Annotated in this window: 12 protein-coding genes; 4 read left to right on the forward strand and 8 right to left on the reverse strand. The window is 60.5% G+C overall.

From position 1 onward, the window contains the following. The first annotated feature begins 29 nt into the window (after positions 1–29). On the forward strand, positions 30–560 hold the full coding sequence (locus tag AACY19_RS18220; RefSeq protein ID WP_339452558.1) for a hypothetical protein: 531 nt from the start codon (positions 30–32) through the stop codon (positions 558–560). 25 nt (positions 561–585) lie between these two features. Here AACY19_RS18220 and AACY19_RS18225 read toward each other — a convergent pair whose 3' ends face one another. The 5 genes from AACY19_RS18225 to AACY19_RS18245 are packed head-to-tail and all read right to left on the reverse strand — an operon-like array spanning position 586 to position 7,672. Next, a complete protein-coding gene (locus tag AACY19_RS18225) occupies positions 586–1,545 on the reverse strand; it encodes a GNAT family N-acetyltransferase (RefSeq protein ID WP_339452560.1) in 960 nt (319 codons plus the stop codon). Next, on the reverse strand, positions 1,542–2,834 hold the full coding sequence (locus AACY19_RS18230) for a phenylacetate--CoA ligase family protein (protein ID WP_339452562.1): 1,293 nt from the start codon (positions 2,832–2,834) through the stop codon (positions 1,542–1,544). Before AACY19_RS18230 ends, AACY19_RS18225 begins: the two co-directional genes overlap by 4 nt. Further along, entirely contained in the window at positions 2,818–5,274 is a 2,457-nt protein-coding gene (locus AACY19_RS18235; protein WP_339452564.1) for an acyl-CoA reductase, read from the reverse strand. Before AACY19_RS18235 ends, AACY19_RS18230 begins: the two co-directional genes overlap by 17 nt. Position 5,275: 1 nt before the next feature. Next, positions 5,276–6,406, reverse strand: a complete 1,131-nt coding sequence (locus tag AACY19_RS18240; protein ID WP_339452566.1) for a LuxE/PaaK family acyltransferase — start codon at positions 6,404–6,406, stop codon at positions 5,276–5,278. A gap of 12 nt (positions 6,407–6,418) precedes the next feature. After that, positions 6,419–7,672: an MFS transporter gene (locus tag AACY19_RS18245; RefSeq protein ID WP_339452568.1), complete on the reverse strand. Its 1,254-nt coding sequence runs from the start codon at positions 7,670–7,672 to the stop codon at positions 6,419–6,421. A gap of 544 nt (positions 7,673–8,216) precedes the next feature. On the opposite strand from AACY19_RS18245, the gene AACY19_RS18250 reads away from it, so the two are divergent. Next, positions 8,217–8,405, forward strand: coding sequence for a hypothetical protein (locus AACY19_RS18250; RefSeq protein ID WP_339452570.1), 189 nt, complete (start codon positions 8,217–8,219; stop codon positions 8,403–8,405). Between the two features lie 18 nt (positions 8,406–8,423). Here the strand turns inward: AACY19_RS18250 and AACY19_RS18255 are convergent, their stop codons facing one another. Further along, positions 8,424–8,801: a fe2+ zn2+ uptake regulation protein gene (locus tag AACY19_RS18255; RefSeq protein ID WP_339452572.1), complete on the reverse strand. Its 378-nt coding sequence runs from the start codon at positions 8,799–8,801 to the stop codon at positions 8,424–8,426. Positions 8,802–9,102: 301 nt separating this feature from the next. Between AACY19_RS18255 and pvdQ the strand changes: the two genes are divergently transcribed. Next, positions 9,103–11,451, forward strand: a complete 2,349-nt coding sequence (gene pvdQ / locus AACY19_RS18260) for a bifunctional acylase PvdQ (protein WP_339452574.1) — start codon at positions 9,103–9,105, stop codon at positions 11,449–11,451. Between the two features lie 77 nt (positions 11,452–11,528). Here the strand turns inward: pvdQ and AACY19_RS18265 are convergent, their stop codons facing one another. Next, positions 11,529–12,530 (reverse strand): FecR family protein, encoded by a 1,002-nt coding sequence (locus AACY19_RS18265; protein ID WP_339452576.1) that lies wholly within the window; start codon positions 12,528–12,530, stop codon positions 11,529–11,531. A 152-nt stretch (positions 12,531–12,682) separates the two neighbouring features. Between AACY19_RS18265 and AACY19_RS18270 the strand changes: the two genes are divergently transcribed. Then, on the forward strand, positions 12,683–12,952 hold the full coding sequence (locus AACY19_RS18270) for a PepSY domain-containing protein (RefSeq protein ID WP_339452578.1): 270 nt from the start codon (positions 12,683–12,685) through the stop codon (positions 12,950–12,952). Between the two features lie 57 nt (positions 12,953–13,009). On the opposite strand, the gene AACY19_RS18275 is transcribed toward AACY19_RS18270, so the two are convergent. After that, positions 13,010–17,824: a dermonecrotic toxin domain-containing protein gene (locus AACY19_RS18275; protein WP_339452580.1), complete on the reverse strand. Its 4,815-nt coding sequence runs from the start codon at positions 17,822–17,824 to the stop codon at positions 13,010–13,012. Between the last annotated feature and the right edge of the window lie 187 nt (positions 17,825–18,011).

The following is an 18,011-nucleotide window of genomic DNA, read 5'->3' on the forward strand; positions in this document are numbered from 1 at the left end:
TTTGTGGTCACTTCACAGGGAGTCTTCTCATGACAATCGGCATTACCGGTGCCTGGGAGAGCAAGGCTGGCGTTCTGGTTCGCAACAGCGGTGCGAAAAAACAGGTGTCCCAGAGCGTCAAGGTGCAGCAAATGCTCACCAAGGTCGGCACTGACCCTAACGCGATCAACGTCGCGGAAATGGACAAGCAGGGCCTGCGCAAGAACATCAAGGGCTTTGACCCTTCGAATGTGTCGGTCAAGCAGCTCGGCAATCTGACGGCGATGCTGCGTACCCGTGGACTGATTTCCGAGGTGACCTCGTTTACCTTGCTCAATGCCGGTGACAAGTTCGACCGTTTCGGCGTGCCAAGCGACCCCGAGGCCAAGTTCAACGCGCTGGAGTATTTCGCAACCCAGCTCGACGCCATCCAGACCAACGGCCTGAATGGCAATTTCTACGGCAAGAGCCTGATCCCCGAGTACAAAAAGGCGATCTACGTGCTGCAGAACCTGAAGACCTACGGCGACGGCAACGCACCGCTGCCACCGTCGGACAAGGGCGTCAAGGCCAAGGCCTGACAGCTTCGACACTGCCGGCTGGGGTTCAGCCGGCTTGTTCTGCATCACGGGCCCGGCGCTCCCGATGCTGAGCCTGAGCCTGAGCCTGAGCCTGAGCCTGAGCCTGCAACGCCTGCATGTGCGAGCAGTGCAATTGCAGCAGACGCGGTATGTGGCCCCGGTGAAACAACGCCAGCCATCCCTCGCTGCGATCATCGGGAACAATCCCGCTGAAAACGAACCCCGCCCTTGATAAACGCTGCTGCGCACAGGCAAATCCTTCGGCCAGCCTCAGCCTGATGGAAATCAGCCAGTGCCCGGGCAGTTCCTGTAATTGTCTGATCAGCCTGTGGTTCAGTTGCTTGAGCACCACGTCGTAACGTCCCGAATGTTGTTCCAGTTGAAGCGGTGGCCCCACCCAGGGCGTCGGCTTTTTCCGCGTGCCAAACACTGCGCACAGATGCGTCATGAACTCAGCGCAACTCGCAGGCCAATCCAGTGCCGGCAGCGGGCGCTGGTATCCATCTATGCTCATGAAACCCGTCACGATCGATTCCGGCCACGGTTGGCCGAACGGTGAGGGGACATGGTCGGGCAATATTCCGGTGCTATGAAAGCCAAGCCTTTCGGCCATCCGTTGGGTGTAAGGGTGGTAGGTCACCTGTTTGATCGTCACGCCACGACAGCCCAGTGCTTGTGCGTGGATGAGCAGCTTTTGCCCCAATTGCGTCGCGACGTTCTGGCCGCGGGTCGAGGGATGCACCACAACCAGGGCCAATTCAGCGGTGCGCGATTGCGGGTTTCTGAACAACGCCGCATGCCCGACGATGTCTTCTCCGCAGGCGGCCACCAGCGAATGCCAGCGCCCATCGCTGTGGTTTTGGCGGATCATGCCGGGCAAGTACACTTGAGCGTGTGCGTATTGGTCGCCGTAGACTTCACGAAACAAACGACTGATGGCAGCGCCATCGGTGTTGCGACAAGTGCGCAATGTCGGAGCGTTCATGGGCACTGTTCCGGCTGATGGCAGGAGTAGACGCGCAGATCCAGTACTCGCTGGCGCTTGCCCGAGCGCGGATGGTTGGCGAAACTGCCCGGCGCGCAACAGATCACTTGCAGCTCAAGCAAATCGTCCTGGCCGAGTTGTGCGATCAAGGGATAGTGGGCGAGCAGTGTCTGGTGCAGCACCGCACTGGTTTGTTGCGGGTCATCTGCCGAGGCCGCAGGTTGCCATTTCAGGCTCAAGACATCGCGGTTTGCCACCTGCGCAATGACCAGTTGCCAATCGTCAGCCTCGGCAATGCGCTGCACGATCTCGCTGACGTCGCCCATCATTAGCGTCAACGAGCCGACCCGCACGCGCTGGCTGCTCGCACTGCGCCCCATCAGGGCGAATTTGCGCCTCGCTGTGCCACGGGGTTCCCGCCAACAAGCGAGGTCGCCCACGGGATAACGAATCACGGGCATGAGCTGGCGGGTGAGGTTGGTGAGCACCAGTCGCCCCGTGCGCCCGCAGGCTTCGATCACTTCGCCGGTTTGCTCATCAAGGATCTCCAGCACGCTGTGCTGCTCCAGCATGCGATGCTCATCGGGCGCGCAATCACGGCTGCTGGCGCCGATAAAACCGGCATCGACGCTGGCATAACCGATGGAGGCGATGCGCGCATTGGGAAAGACCCTGCGCAATGCCGACACCTGCCCGGCGAACAGGCTTTCGCCGCCGTAGAGCAAGGTGTCGACACCTGCGGCGGTGCGCGATTGCCCCTCCAGCCAAGCGGCAAACGCCAATAAATGCGCCGGCACGCCGGCCAGCACATTGATGCGGTATTGCAAGATCGAGTCCGCCAGCGCTGCGTGGCCGACGTTACCGGTAAACGGGAACTCGCTGACGCCCACACCGACATGGGCCAGGGCGTCGTGGATAAAGAGGAAACTCGCGTACAGGTCGCCGACGAAAAACAGGTTGGCGACCCGGTCGCCGTGACACAGTTGTGCGGTGAGCTGCTGACCAAAGTCGGTCACCAGGGTTTGCCATTCCTCGCGGGTAAAGACGGACAGTTTGCCGCTGCCGGTGGTCCCCCCGGTCTTGAACACCCGGGCACCGGCGAGCGTGGCGGTGAGCACCGGCCAGCGATCCAGGTCGTGGCTCGACGCCCAGTATTCTTGCGGGTCAACCACCGGCAGCTCGCTCAGGGTGGTTACGCCTGGCCCGATCTGGCTGAACAGTCGGGCGTAATAATCGGAGTGCTGCCGGGCGAAGCCCACCAACCGTTCCAGTTCAAAGGCTGTAGTCATTTTGGGTCTCATCCATTAGGCGCACCCGAGCCGGTGCGCAACGCCGGGCATCGATCACTTGCGGCGTCTTGCCGCTGTGTTTGTGGGTGCGAAAGTCCTGCGGCGCGCAGACTTCGGCTGCCACGGTGAGCAGCCCTGTGCGAACCAGGTTCGAAAGCGTTGAATAGCCGCGCAGTCGATGCTGCACATCGGCTGGCTCACGGGCGCTGCACACCCGCATGCGTTCCATGCCGTCAGGGGCCTGATCGAGAATGACCTGGAATTCGGTTTGCAGGTGTTCGGCCAGCGTCTGCAAACAAACGAAATCAGTACCGATGCGCAGCCGTCGGCCATGGCGCTGCAGCAGTTCGAAGCGCGGTGAAGCGAGTCCGCAGGGACAGGCACCGTGTAGCCAGCGGCCGCTGTCGCCAACGTCATAACGCTGGACCAGTTGCCCTTCGCGTGCCTTCGAGGTGAACAACAGCCGCCCGACCTCGTTGCCGCGCACCGCAACGTCCTCTTCGAAGGCGACAATTTCCAATTGCTGGATGTCGCTCAACAGATGAAACACACCATCGGCGCTGGCAGTGCAGGCATGGCCGAGCGGGCCGGCATCCACGCTGCCATACAGCGCCGAACGGATGGTCGAAACGCCGCAGCTTTGCAGGAGTTCACGGCAGGTCTGGCTCAGATGTTCACCGCCGAGAAACACTTTGTCGATGCCGCCATAGCGGTGCAGGCGTTGCCGTTCGTTGAGAAACAAGCGATGCAGGACGCTCGGCATGCCGATCAGCACGGTAACGCGTTGATCGACGATCAGCCGGGCTATTTCGCTGTAGTCATCATCGGCAGGCGCACCCATCGGCAGGTGCACGGCGCCGAGCAGTTCCAGGGCTTTGGCGAAGCTGAAGAATCCGCCGTACAAGCCGCCGCTGAAAAACAGATTCATGACTTTGTCGCGACGCGGATCGAGGCCTGCGGCAAACAGACCGTCAGCTGTGGCGCGCATTTGCTGCTGGAAGTCCCGGTGGCTGAACCCGGACAACGTCGGCGTGCCACTGCTGCCGCCGGAGCGGAAATACAGCTGCGCAGCCGCTGTCGGCGAGCGGGCGATAAAGGTCTGTTTGTCCATGATCGGCAAGCCGCTCAGGGGCAACACGCCAGGTTGCGGATCGAGGGTCGCGCGTGTCGGCAGCAGGCTGGCGGGCAGGCTCAGTGAGACTCGCCGGCTCAGGCGTTGCAACGCGTACACGCCGTCGTGGGGTTCGCCCGCGTAGCCGTCATGGATCGCCTCGATGGGCGCAATGCGGGTCACGCCGGCGGCGATCAGCGTGCGCGACAGCTCGGCGAATTGCTCTTCGACACAGATCAGCGCGCAGCTTTGCAGCACGTTGCGCCAGCTCAGCAAGGCTTCACTGAGCTGCGCCCGAGGCATCGGCTTCAGCAGCAGTGTCCGAAACAACGGCGAGGGCGCGAGGCGTTGGTCATGGCACCCGATCACCCGCCAGCCTGCGCCGCTCCAGACCTCGGCGGTCTGCCCGGAAAAACTCTGGCCCAGCCGTGTCATCGCTACGTGGGTGGTGATTTCCGAGGCTTCCTGCAATGTGGGCGTCAGTGCCGGCCATCGTCCTGCGCGCCGGGCGAACGCGTCGGCAAGGGCCGCGCCGGTTTCCTTCAGCTGCACGGGGTCGTCACTGTCGATCAGCAACCACTGCGGGCTCGAACAGGCTTGTTGGTCGAAGCGACAGACTTCATCGACGACGGCGTCCAGCGCCGCCGGGGTGATCGCGCTCGGCGTCAGGTAGACAAAACTGATGCGGTGTCCCCAATCGATCCAGCGACAGCCCGCAGGCAGGTGTTGACGAATCGCGTGCAGCGCCGCGTTACTGCCCCAGGCGACCACGCCGTTGGCCGGTTTGCACAACCGGTCGATCTGCGTGGTTGCCACGGCTAACACCGCCACATGATGCCGAAGTTGATCGCTCGGATCGCATTGCACCAAGGCATGCAGCAAACGTGCGCTCAGCCCGTGATCACTGCTGCTGGGGCGCAACCAGTTGATGTTGCCGGCCAGCAGACTTTCGAGGATCGAGCAGAAGCCCAGGAGTGCGGCGTTGGCCGGGGTGACGTGCACCACCAGCCCCAGCGGGCTCCAGCTTTCGAAGCGCGAATGGCGGTAGTCGGGACGCCGCAGCGAGTGGGGCTGGGGACCGAGTTCGCGTTCAATCTTGTCGCGTAATGCCTGCGGGTTGCAGAACTCGATCAACGCCTGGCGTTGCTCGTCATCCACCCCGGGCGATACGTGGTTGCTGCGCAGTTGATCAGCGAAGCGTGCGGCGGCGTCGATGACGGTGGCGCTGTTCAGCGGCGAGCGCAGTTGTTGTGGCAATTGCCGGTGAAGCTGTTCCAGCGCGCGGTCGAGGTCGTACTCAGGGTGCAGTTGTCCATTGATCAAGTACATGTCAGTGGCTCCCCAGCAGTTCGGCGGCGGCCATTGCACAACTGCGACCGGCGCTGGTGCCAGCACGGCCATGCAGTTCGAACCAGTCACCGCTCAGGCCGCAGCCACAACGTGAACCGGGATACAGGGTGGCGAGGTCGCTCATGACCACCGCATGGGCCGGGCTTGAGGAGATATACGGCGAGACGAAACCCAGCAGTCCGCGCCGGCCATAGGGCAATACGCTGAAATCGCCAGGGTCGCGCACGATGGCTTTGGCATACACCGGCACATGGAAATGGTGGTGGCTGCATTCGATGTACGGCACCGCGTGCTCGACCGCGCCGTAGCCGTCGCGGCAACGGGTCGTGTCGATGCCCAGTTGCTGCTCGATGCGTGCGTACAGCTTCGCTTTTGGAATTTCCTCGGACGCTCGGGTTTTCCAGCCTCCGCCGAAAAAAGCCAATGAGTCGGCCGGCAATTGCACATCGGCGACGCCAGTGGCGTGCATGTGCTGCAAGGTTTGCCAGAGAAACGCGGGGAAACCAAAGATCCGTACCGGCAGGCCTTCTTCGGCAAATGACTGCAACGCGGCGACCACTCCGAAGAGATCGAACTGATGGCCGTCGGCGCTGTTGCGCAAGGCATAGGCGATGCGATTGACCGGGGCAAAACGGCACAGGAACTGATCGGTGAACGCGGTGCCAAGACTGATCCGGCCTTTCGGCTCATAGCTCAACAGCAGGTAATTGCAGGGCGTCTGCGGGGTAAACCAGCCATAGTGCCGGAAAATTCGCTCGACCATTGACTGCGCGCCGTTGAGGCTGCGTTCGTCGTAGCGCATACGGCTTTGCTGACCGCTGGTTCCTGACGATGTCAGTTCCAGCGCATTGGCTCCGGTGGGGCTGAGTAACAGCTGGTGTTTGAAGAAACTGGCGAAGATCGGCGGCAGCAGCGACCAGTCGCTCACGCGGGCGAGGTCCTGAACGTCAAGCCCGTTGGCGTTCAGCCAGTGGCGATAGCCAGGGGTGTATTCGCTGTGGAATTCGCTGATTTCCAGCATGGCAAGGTCGAACAGACCCGGCGGCATAGCGTCCGCGCAATAGGGCGCGGGCAACGCGCAAAGCGCATCGCTGTGGGGGAAGTGGTTCATCTTCCATTGTCCTTAATGGTGATACGAAGAGGAGGTTGGACTCGCGTTGCCGCGCAATGCGCGAGGCAGGATCGGCAGGCAAAGAAGGCCGCTTATGGCGATCCACAGGGCAAAAGACTGAAGGTTTGCGCCGGCGCCGAGGGTTGCGACCAGCCAGCCACCGGCGCCCATGACCGCAATCGACAACATGCCGACCATGGCCGACACCAGGCCTTTGCTGTCGTCGCTGGAAAACAGCGCGATGCGGTACAGCGCCGCGTTGCTCATGCCAAGCCCGACCGCATACAGCGCCAGCGCCGCGACCAGTACGACCAGCGAATCAGTGGTGAAGGCCATCGCCAGCACCGCGAGCAATCCCAGGCAATATGGCCAGAGCGCCAGACGAATCAAACGCGGCAGGGTGAGCAACGACAACAGCCGATCCAGCATCAGGTTGCCGACAATCACTGCCGAAAACACCGGGATCTGCCACAGACCGTATTCCACGGTCGACAGGCCCTGGCGTTCGATCAGCAATAGCGGCGCGAGGCCGATCCACGCCATCAACGGCAGGCTCATCAAACCCAGTGCGAGGCTTGCGCAGACAAACTTGCCATTGCGCAGCAGCGCGAGATAGCGCTGCAGGGTGTGCGTGAAGGCGAAGGGCACCAGCGCCAGTCGCGTGCCGTCCAGTCGCCTCGTTGCGAGAGTTTCCGGCATGCAGAAGAACAGGCCCAGCCAGGCTACCGCAGCGCTCAAGCCGAGGCCGAGAAACAGCTGGCGCCAGTTGAACCACTCCAGCAGCAGGCTGCCGATCAGTGGCGCGAGCAACGGTGACAGCAGCGCGACATTGCCGAGCAAGGCCATCAACCGCACGGCGTCAGCCTCGCAAAACACCTCCTGCAAGGCGGGGTAGCTCACGGCAATCACGAAACCGAGGCCCATGCCCTGGATCAGGCGCAGGGCATTGAAAGCTTCGATGGTTTGGGACAGGAAGGCTGCGGCACACGCCGTGCCGAACAGCAGGCAGCCGAACAACAGCATCGGGCGACGGCCGAGTCGATCCGACAACGGGCCGATCAGCCATTGCAGGCAGACCCCGCCGATCAGGTACAGATTGAATGCGTTCGGGACATGACGGGCGTCGGCGTTGAAGTCATGAACGACCGTCAACATGGCGGGCATGATCATGTCGCTGGCCATGTAGGTCAGTAGTTCGAAGAGAGTGATTGCCAGACAGAAACCCACGATCCGGGCCGGTCTGATGGAAGGATGTGTACTTGACATGTCTGTTGTAAGCGCCTGGTGAGTCTGGGAAGCCAAAGCGTACAGGCGGTGTCATTGACGGTATAAAAGCCAGGTATTTCCATATCTATCAGTACGTTGCAGGGCATTGCCAATCGGCGATGTCCTGCAACGCTATGAGCGGATTTCGGCGGGGAGAAGGTTTGAAAACCAGAGAAACAGGCGGTTTTCATCCGGTTCAGGCTTGTCGCTGAAAAACAAATTGATGCACTTGTGTCAGGTTAAACCCTAGCGGTGCCAAGGGTTCCCTGGACCTTCCTGATAATAACGGTGGTGGCCTTCGTGCCAGCCGCCGTGGGGGAATATGATGCAGCCGCTCAGGGTCAGGACGGCAAGCAGGGGAATCAGCCAGGCGATTCGACGGAACATTTGAACAATCCTCATGGTTACGCCGCCATGAAGCCAAAACTCTTCAGCGGCTGTAACATGAGACTCCGGCAATCGCCGCGCATCCCCGCAACACGGTATGTGCCTGGCATGAAGGCCGATACAAACCGGATACATTCCAACGCTTCAGGAACCTGCAATGACCCAGTCGCAACGCTTGAAATACTCGATTCTGATCGCCGTCTCGGTGCTGGCGATCATGCTTGGACTGTCCTGGCTGCAAAACGCCGGGGCGATTACGGAAAAGATGTTCCAGTACATCGCCATTGCCGTGGCGGTGATCGTGGTGATCATCAACGGCGTGATGCGCCGCAAGGTCAAGCCCTGACGGCGGTCGTTGCCGGCATCACTCGGTGGCGAGAATCGCAGCAGCCTGCGGATGCAGGCTGTAGCTCTTGTCGGCATTGATGGTGATGACGCCCTCGGCGCACAAGCGTTTCAACACTTCGCGCACGCTGAGAAATGACAGCGGAATATCAAGGTCCAGCAGTTGGCTGTGTACGCCACGTACCCCTAGCCGGCGGTTGCTCTGGGCAGCGTTCAGCAGCGCATCGAGGACCTTCAGGCGAATCAGGCTGGTGCGCAGGCCGAAACGCTTGAGCAGCAGACGAATGCGGTCGTTGCCGTGGCGCTCGATCCTTTGTCCGAAATCGCTGGCGTGGGAGGTCATGGAAACTCCTTGCGGCGCAGGGCTACCTTCCGTTGGTAGTTGCGAGTTGTACATGCGATGACTCCTTTTCAGGGTCTGATCAGGAAAGGGTTTGAACTGCTCTCTCTAAACAAGACGTTTCAGCACGACAAATCATGAACGGAAAAATGTAGAAAATTCGTCACGGTTTCGTTCTTTCCCCGTAATCATTGGTCAACATTGCTGCCGGCCAAGCTAAATTTTTTTCTCCGGATTCGTTTCCTGAACAGCCGCATTGCGTCCAGGCGCATGTGTGAATTCAGATCGGACCCGGTGCGCGCGCCTGCTTGCTGTGCCATGCCCGGGCCGTTCCTTGCCTTATCGATCAGGAGCGAGCGTGATTATTTCCAGGCAGTTAACCGGGTTGGCCCTCGCCGGTATGTTTCTCGGGCTGAGCTTTTCCGCCCATGCGCTCAGTCCCGCCACGCAGGCCAGTGCCGATATTCGTCGCACCGGTTTTGGCGTCCCGCATATTCGCGCCGAGAACGAGCGGGGCCTGGGTTTCGGCATCGGTTACGCCTATGCCCAGGACAATCTGTGCCTGCTGGCCAATGAGATCGTCACGGTCAACGGCCAGCGCTCGCGTTATTTCGGCCCGGAGCAGATGACGGTCGAGGAGCGCGAGAACCGCGTCAGCGACCTGTTCTTCACCTGGCTCAATACGCCCGAGGCGGTGCAGGCGTTCTGGCAGGGGCAATCATCCGAAGTCCGCGACCTGATGCAAGGTTACGTCGCCGGCTACAACCAGAACCTCGCCGAGCGCCGCCAGCACGGCTTGCCGCAACAGTGCCAGGGCGAATGGGTGCGCGATATCGCCACCGAAGACCTGGTGAAACTGACCCGGCGTCTGCTGGTCGAGGGCGGTGTCGGGCAATTCGCCGAAGCACTGGCCGGTGCCACGCCGCCGCAAGCCACCGCCGCGCAGATCGGCAGCGACGCGCACGCCTATCAACTGGCCGACGCGCGCCAGCAACGCTTCGCCTTGGATCGCGGCAGCAACGCCGTGGCAGTGGGCAGTGAGCGTTCGTTCAATGGCCGGGGCATGTTGCTGGCAAACCCGCATTTCCCTTGGGTCGGCGGCATGCGTTTCTATCAGATGCATCTGACTATCCCGGGCAAGCTCGACGTCATGGGCGCCGCGCTGCCGGGCTTGCCGATGATCAACATCGGTTTCAACCAGCATCTGGCCTGGACACACACGGTCGATTCGTCGAAGCATTTCACCCTCTATCGCCTGCAACTGGACCCGAAAGACCCGACCCGCTACCTGCTCGACGGCCAGTCGCTGCCCTTGAGCAAACAGACCGTGACCGTGCAAGTGAAACAGCCGGACGGTCAGGTCGTGGCGGTTTCGCGTGACCTTTATAGCTCGCAGTTCGGCCCCATCGTGCAGTGGCCGGGCAAACTCGATTGGGACCATCAGTACGCGTTCAGTCTGCGCGATGCCAACCTCGACAATGACCGCGTGCTGCAACAGTGGTATGCAATGAACCAGGCGGCCACGCTGCAGGATCTGCAAGACGCGGTACACAAGATTCAGGGCATCCCGTGGGTCAACACCCTGGCGGTGGATGACAAGGGCCAGACGCTGTACATGAACCTCTCGGTGGTGCCGAACGTCAGCGCGGCGAAACTGGCCAAATGCAGCGACCCGCGTGCCGGTTTGCGCATGATCGTACTGGACGGTTCCAACAGTGCTTGCGCCTGGGACATCGATCCGCAAGCGGCGCAGAAGGGCATTTTTGCGTCCAGCCAGTTGCCGCAATTGCTGCGCAGGGACTTCGTCCAGCACTCCAACGACTCCGCGTGGCTGGCGAACCCGGCGCAACCGCTGACCGGGTTTTCCCCGCTGATCAGTCAGGACAGCCAGCCTCTGGGCATGCGCTCGCGTTTTGCGCTGGACCGACTGGCCACATTGGGCAAGAAAGGCCCCTTGGCGGTGAAGGACCTGCAACAGATGGTGATGGAAGACAACGTCTATCTGGCCACGCAGGTGCTGCCGGACCTGCTGAAGTTCTGTACCAACGACCTGGGGGCGGACGCCAGCAAACTGCAACCGGTTTGCGCCAGTCTCAAGGCGTGGGACGGTCGCGCCAATCTTGATTCGGGCACCGGCCTGGTGCATTTCCAGAACATCATGCAAGCGCTGGAAGCGTCGCCGCAGGTCTGGCGAGTGGCGTTCGATCCGCACGCTGCGCAAACCACCCCGCGTGGCCTCGCCATCGAACAGCCGCCAGTGGCCAAAGCTGTGCGCGAGGCGATGCTTGCCTCACTGGCATTGACCACGAAAATGGGCCTCAAGGCCGACACCCGTTGGGGTGACATTCAAGTCGTGAGCAGCGGCGGTCAGCAGACGGCGATTCACGGCGGGCCGGGCACACTGGGCATCTATAACGCGATCCAGAGCGTGCCCCGTGAAGACGGCAAACTTGAGGTGGTCAGCGGTACCAGCTATCTGCAGGTGGTGACATTTGACGACAAGGGCCCGCAGGCCCAGGGTTTGCTCGCGTTTTCATTGTCCAGCGATCCGCAGTCGAAATACTCCCGCGACCAGACCGAAGCGTTCTCGAAGAAGCAATGGAGCGTGTTGCCTTTCACTGAACAGCAGATCAAGGCTGATCCGCAGTATCAAGTGCAGAGCATCCGCGAAGAAGCGGATCAAGCTGCGAAGGTCGCTACGCAGTAAACGCGTATCGCCTGAACGAAAAAGCCGCTGTCCTCCTGTGAGGGCAGCGGCTTTTTCATGCCTGCGCGAATGTCATCTCACGTCTTCGGCAGATGTTTGGGCATCGAATTGATCACCGGATTGCCTTCTGCGTTGCGGGTCAGGTAGACCGGCAACACTTTGGGCAATGAATTGACGAGGCTGCCGATCTCTTTGATGTTGTACACGCCACCCACGCGAATCGCGCCGGTGCTGGCGTCGGCAAGCATCAACGGATTGCTCAGATAACGATTGATCAGCGGCAGCGCTTCATTCAGCGCCAGATTGTCGAGTACCAGTTTGCCACTGCGCCACGCCAGCGAGTTGTCGTTGGCGTAGGTCTGACTGATCTGCGGCCTGTAATCACCATGCCGGAACTGGGCCTGCATTGAAGGGCCGAGGCGCACGCCATCACCCGGCAATGCCGCATTACTGGCGACCAGTACCGAGCCTTCGACCAGATTGACCCGAACCTGGTCTTCATACATCCAGACGTTGAAGCGCGTGCCGGTCACCCGAATCCGGCCTTCACCGGCCTTGACCACGAACGGGTGCGTCAGGTCATGGCTGACCGTGAAAAACGCTTCGCCCTTTTTCAACGTGACCCGACGTTCGTCCTTGTAGTTGCTATAGGTCAACTCGGTGTTCAGGTTCAGTTCGACCTGGCTGCCATCCTTCAACGTCACCTGGCGAACATTGTCGCTGGCCTCGAAGTGTTGATAGCTATTGGGCAGCCAACCCATGTTCCAACCCGTGTAGGCCGCCAATGGCAGGGCCAGGGCAATCACGCTGGCGGCTATGGCGTAGTGGCGCCAGGTCGATGCCGGTTTGCTCGCCGGCGGGGCAATGACAGGTTCGGGGCGTGGCAAATGTTCTGCGACATCCCAGATTTCCAGCATGGCGTCGTATTCGAAGGCGTGAAGCGGATGGGCATCGCGCCATTGCTCGAACGCCGCGCGCTCTTCGGGCGTACAGTCGACGGCGTGCAGCCGCATGCACCAATGCGCAGCGGCGTCGGTGATCGCATCGTATTCGGCTTCCGAGAGGGTGTCTTGGGTCATTGACTCATCCTGGTTTGCTGCATTCTAACCTTCCGGGCAACAGACCGAGAACATCCGTCATGGCAATTACCCATCAAATTGGAACTTATTTTCCTCGTTGACACCCAAAAACAGGACGTCTGACGAACATCATCCACAAATGGAGTGAAAAAATGATCAAAAGAACCTTCGCAGCCCTTATTGCCACCGCCGCCTTGCTCAGTGCCGGTGCGGCCATGGCCGACCGCCCGGGCGCAGGATGGGTCACCATCGAGAAGGCCATCGAGATTGTCAAAACCAAGGCCGGTTACGTCGAAGTGTATGAAATCGAAGCCGACAACGACGGCTATTGGAAAGGTGAAGGACGCAAGGCCGATGGTGCGGTCTATGAGTTCCGCATCGATGGCGCATCAGGCAATGTATTGCGTGATCAGAAAGACTGACGCCACCGTCTGAACGGATATGCGCAGGCCGATGGGCCTGCGCATTTTTTTTGCCGGTCAGTTGAGCGCGCCAGCGGGGCTGGCGACCGCGTCGAGTTGACGGCCCATCTCACAGATCAGGAAGGCAATCGAATCGGCATTGTGCAGAATCGTGTCGATGCGCGGGTGCGGATTGGTCTTGCTCAAAAACAGGTTTTTGGCGTCTTCGAGTGTCGGGCTAAGGGTTATTTTCAGAACTTCCTTGGCGATATGTTCTGTCTCGGTCAATTCATCGAGATCGATCCAGTCCTGTTCTTCATGGCTCCAACGGGCAAACAGTTCTTCCCAGGGGGTGTCGATTGACAGTGCTTCACGCTGATAGCGCATCTGATCTTTCTTCAGGTCGGCGCCATAACGTGTCACCGTGGCAATCAGATCAGCGAAGGGCCGCCGCGCTTCGAGAGAGGCAATATCCACGGCCTTGGTGGTCTGGTGGGCAAACTCATGAATCAATGTCGCCGCCTGGGCATGACCGTCGACATTGAACGGTTGGGTGAGGCCGACCTTGTACCAGTCCAGTTCCTGGTTGAAGAACCTTTCGGTGAAGTGCACGGTCTGGCGCAAATCGTTGTCCAGCACGAAGGCAATCAGCCCGGTCTCGCGATTTTTGTTTGAACCCACGACAAAACGGTCGGTGTTCATCAGGTCGTCGGCAGGGTCAACCAAGGCGTTGCAGATCGGCACCACGGCTTTCTTGATCTTGGCGAGAATGTCGGCATCGACCTGTGACACGCCGAAGAACCCTTTGAGAAACGTGTCCAGTCGCGTTCCGGGCGCAAGGTTCCTGAGCTGGGCCAGATTGTGCAGGCTGTTGAAGGCGTAGAACCGCGCCAGGTCAATGGCCTGCGTCAGCATGCGGGCTTTCTCCGGGTGTCTGGCGCGGATTTCAGTCATGCCCTGCGCCTCGATGTTCAGCCAGATCCGCGACTCGCGCTCGTTGGCGTAGCGGTTGTACATTTTTGACAAGGTCTTGCCGAAATGCACCGTATGCCGATCCGGGTCGAGTATCAGCTGCTGGTTGGCGGTGTGTTGCAGGACCGGGCCTTGCCGGTCTGTGCCCTTGATTTGCCATACGGCGCCGGGTCGCTCCACCGGGTAGATTTTGCCGGCGATGGGCGCGTAGGCGATTTTCGTCACGGGATCTTCATAGGTGCCGGTGCGCGAAACAGGCGTCAGGTCTTTCAGCGAGATCGACGGCGCCTCGAACGTTTGCAGGGCCGTGCGGGAACTCGCCGTCGGCTGGATCTGCTTCCAGTCTTGTGTCGCAGGTGTTATCGCCTGGGGCTCCTGGGCAATTCCGGCTTGCTCGGTCACCAGCGTCGAGCCCAGCGACACCCGCCCGACGCTGACCATCTCCGCGACGCCGGCGATGAAGGTTTCCAGGGCGCGCGTCCATTGGTGTTCCTGCAAGGCTTCGGCGGAGGACTGGAAATCCTTGAACGCGTTCCAGAGAAACTGCACGCAGGCGAGTTTGCCCGGCAGAAGCCCGCGAACCAGCTGGATGCCGGAACTGAAGAGGTTTTTCGCCACCTCCCAATCCGCCTGCAGCGACGCCGACAAGTGATGGCCGAGCAAGCGCGGCAGCAGTGCCAGATTGTCCTTGAACAGTTGCATCAAGGCGTTGCCTTCGATCGGGTTCGATGCGAGGGTGATCTCGCTCGTTTGCCCGACAGTGCTGTTGAACAGCGCCCTGAAGATCGATTGTTCGGCCTCCGGCAGGCGCCGCAGCAACAAATCCTGCAGGGCCCCGGGCACGTTGAATGCGGCGATGACGGCGGCCTCGTGCTCGAATTCGCTGAATGCCTGCTCACCGTGATAAGGCGCATACAGCACCTGCGGCCCGGGCGTGCCGGACGCCGGGCCAATCAGGTACATGCCCAAGGCTTTGATGGCCGTCGCGCCTGTGGTTTTGATCAGTTCCAGCGGGCGAATGATCGCATTGGCGCCGTTGAGCAACTTGCGTGCGGTGCCATCCGGCACATCGAGCACTTGGGTGATCAGATCGAATGCTGTCGCGCCCAGACGGTGCTGCAGCTTGAGCTGATGAGCATGTTGCAGCAGTTGCCAGGGCAACTGACGCACGTAGCGCTGCTCACGCTGTTGCGCATCGGCGTCTTTGGCTGAGAGTGCAGTGGTGATTTTGTCGGCAAACGTCGAGGCGACATCCAGTGACAGCAACAGGCTTCTGATCGCTTTCCGGTCGAGTCCTGCCGGCAGGGCCTGGGTCGAACCGGAAGTGACGTTGAAGTCGGAATGCTGGGCGGTGTGCGCCAGATTCAAGGCAAAGTCAGTCAGGCTTACAGGCGGGCCGGCCAGAGCGAGTGCCGGCGTGATGGTGATCTGATCCGGGTCAAGGTCTTGCGATTGGAAACGACTGTGCAACCGGGTCTGCAAGGTTTGCCGGAGGTAGTCGCGCAAGGTCGGCAGGGCGTGCAGATAGTCCTGCTCGTCCTCGACGTTGTTACGCCATTGCTCCAGCAGTTCGAGGTGCAACTGCTGGTCATCGGGCGTAGCCATGCCAAGCCATGCGGGCAGTGATTGTTGCCTGGCAAGGGCTCTGGCCAAGGCGCTGGCGCGGTGCAGGTTGGTGTCGATCACTTCGCGGCTCAGGGCTTTGAGTGCGCGATTGATGGCGGCCTTTTCCACGTTGAGGTCGCGCACCTGTTGGCAGCGCTCAAGAAACCGGTTGATGGCTGAATGCGTGCGGTTCTGGAGCAGGTTCTCATTGATCAGGTCAAAGCTTCCCAGCGTGTAGCTGGCGTGAAAGTCAGTGCTCAGCGCAGGCAGATTTTCAAGCAGCATCAATCGTCGTTGCGGGTCGCGCAGCCGCTGATTCAAGCGCTGCCGGGCGATATCGACCGAGGCAAATACTTCCAGCCCCAACGCGGGCGTCCATAGCACCGCACGCCCCGAATGCCGGGTATCGAGGCCACCGCGCTCGGTCAGCAACAGGCAGCTGGCCAAGGGCAGGGCTTCGGCCTGATCGCTGACCTGTACACTGATTGAATAGGCGTCCGGCCGGAAACCGTTGAGGCCTTTGCGCCGTGCGCGATCAGGCAAGTCGGGGTTGAAAGCCGTGTCGACGATGGCTTGCTCATCCTGCCGCAGCGTGCCGGCGAGCACGCGCAGACAGGCTTCACCGGTCACCCCGACAAACAGCGCATGCATCAGTCTGGGCTGCATTTTTTCCAGATGAGTGCGTTGCTGGTCGAGCGCCGCGAGTGGCTGGTTGGCGAACTCGGTGCTGATCAGATCCAGTACGCTGGCGAACTTCTTGATTTGCGCCGTCGCGGTATCTGCCAGTACCCGCGACGGCAGGCTGCCATTGAGCGCCGGACGGGTGCTCCAGCGTTCACGGGTGTCGAGGGTCAGCAGCCGCTCATGGATCATTGAGCGGATATCGAGGGCCTTGTCGAACAGGGCAGGCAGATCCACCGCACCGTCGCTGAAACGGAACACTTGCAACGCATATTCAATATTCTGCCGCTGTTTGGTTTCGATGCCGGCAAACAGCACCGCGAACACGTCGCCGGCGATACTTTCTCCGGAAACATGCGGTTTATCGAAGCCGAGAAACAGCCGGCGCTCTTCAAGACTCAACAGGCCATACAGCTCCTCTTCATGGCCGACCGCCTTGAATTTGCTCAGCAGGGTGTCTTTCAGATCCTTGTAATCCTTGAGCACCTGCAGCCCATGGGACGGGGTGTACAGGCAGGCGTCGGCGTGGCTGATCATCAGCGAGCCGGCCAGTTCGACATAGTTGGCCTGGTACTCCCACAACCGCACGGTTTCCAGCGCGGCATAACGACGAGGCTTGCCGTGCGGCTCGATTCTCGCGAGCAGGTCGGTAGATTTTTGTGCATCGAGAATTCCGCTCTCGCGCTTGAGCATGATGTCGACCAGGGCTCGCTGGCGGATGGCTTGAATGAAGAATTCGCGGCGTGAATTGTGATCGGCGCTGGCGTTGTTCCAGAAGTGGTCCATCTGCTTGTAGACCCGTACCGGCAGACTGACTGCGGCGGTCTTGACGGCGGCCTCCCAATGTTGCTGGTCGTCGCTGCGGGCGGCGCGCTGCGGGTTGGAAAACGTGCGAGTCTGATCGACCGGCCAGCCGCCGTGACGGTAGTACAGCAGCAAGGCTTCACCGAGTGTCAGGGTGTGAAGCCAAGGGCCCGGCCCGGGAGTGTCCGCAGATTCCGCGCTGGCGTGAAAACTGACCCGGGTCTGGGTCTGATTCAGCCCCGGCATGTTCGGCGCGAGCAGTTCGGTGAAAATGTTTTCCAGCAGCGAGTCGAGTGCCGGCAAATGCAACAGCTCATTGAGCAGGGCCTGGGCGTTAAGGTTCTGAGCCTGCTCCAAACCGGCACGCTGATCATCGAATAGGTCGCCTTCGATGAACTGATAGGTGACGCTGATCCCGCGCTTCTCCACCAGGTGCTTGCGTTGTGCGAGGGCCATGAAGGCCAGTAGCCGGTCATCTTCGTCGGCACGGTTGAGATGCTGTTCGAGGTGGTCGCTCAGTGCTTTCAAAGAGTCGAATTTCTTCAGGCCCTCAAAGGGTGTGTAGAGCATGACCGCGCGCTCTTCAGGTGTCGCGCTGAGGATGAAACTGCCTGCCAGGGTCAGTGTCGTTGACGCTTCGGTGTGGAGTAATACACGGTGGGCGAGCATGGGCGGCGTTTGTTCGCTGCGCAGTGTGTGGGTCGCCAATTGCACGTGCTGCAACCACTGGAAATCCCGGTCGGACAAGGCGTGAGCAGTGCCGAGTTCGCCCCATAGCACGGGCAAGTCGAGGAAACTGGAGAACAACAGGGGAGCAATAGCAGTGGGCATCTTGGCCTCTCGATCAGGGCGCAGTCGGCTGCGCAGGGGATTGAGACGCCAGACTAAAAGTCAGTTGCATGTTGAAGGTGGTACATAGTTACCGCACATTGGCCGCTCGGATAGGCATGTGTTGCCTGATGCATTCATTTGAACGGTTGACAGTATCCGCGCCGCGCGTGATTAATCGCTGGGCAAG

The organism is Pseudomonas sp. EA_5y_Pfl2_R50, assembly GCF_963970475.1.
Classification (GTDB): domain Bacteria; phylum Pseudomonadota; class Gammaproteobacteria; order Pseudomonadales; family Pseudomonadaceae; genus Aquipseudomonas.

Bases quoted from the DNA above. Each gene is read 5' to 3' on its own strand.
- AACY19_RS18220 (WP_339452558.1), top strand. From the start codon at position 30: ATGACAATCGGCATTACCGGTGCCTGGGAGAGCAAGGCTGGCGTTCTG.
- AACY19_RS18225 (WP_339452560.1), bottom strand. From the start codon at position 1,545: ATGAACGCTCCGACATTGCGCACTTGTCGCAACACCGATGGCGCTGCC.
- AACY19_RS18230 (WP_339452562.1), bottom strand. From the start codon at position 2,834: ATGACTACAGCCTTTGAACTGGAACGGTTGGTGGGCTTCGCCCGGCAG.
- AACY19_RS18235 (WP_339452564.1), bottom strand. From the start codon at position 5,274: ATGTACTTGATCAATGGACAACTGCACCCTGAGTACGACCTCGACCGC.
- AACY19_RS18240 (WP_339452566.1), bottom strand. From the start codon at position 6,406: ATGAACCACTTCCCCCACAGCGATGCGCTTTGCGCGTTGCCCGCGCCC.
- AACY19_RS18245 (WP_339452568.1), bottom strand. From the start codon at position 7,672: ATGTCAAGTACACATCCTTCCATCAGACCGGCCCGGATCGTGGGTTTC.
- AACY19_RS18250 (WP_339452570.1), top strand. From the start codon at position 8,217: ATGACCCAGTCGCAACGCTTGAAATACTCGATTCTGATCGCCGTCTCG.
- AACY19_RS18255 (WP_339452572.1), bottom strand. From the start codon at position 8,801: ATGTACAACTCGCAACTACCAACGGAAGGTAGCCCTGCGCCGCAAGGA.
- AACY19_RS18265 (WP_339452576.1), bottom strand. From the start codon at position 12,530: ATGACCCAAGACACCCTCTCGGAAGCCGAATACGATGCGATCACCGAC.
- AACY19_RS18270 (WP_339452578.1), top strand. From the start codon at position 12,683: ATGATCAAAAGAACCTTCGCAGCCCTTATTGCCACCGCCGCCTTGCTC.
- AACY19_RS18275 (WP_339452580.1), bottom strand. From the start codon at position 17,824: ATGCCCACTGCTATTGCTCCCCTGTTGTTCTCCAGTTTCCTCGACTTG.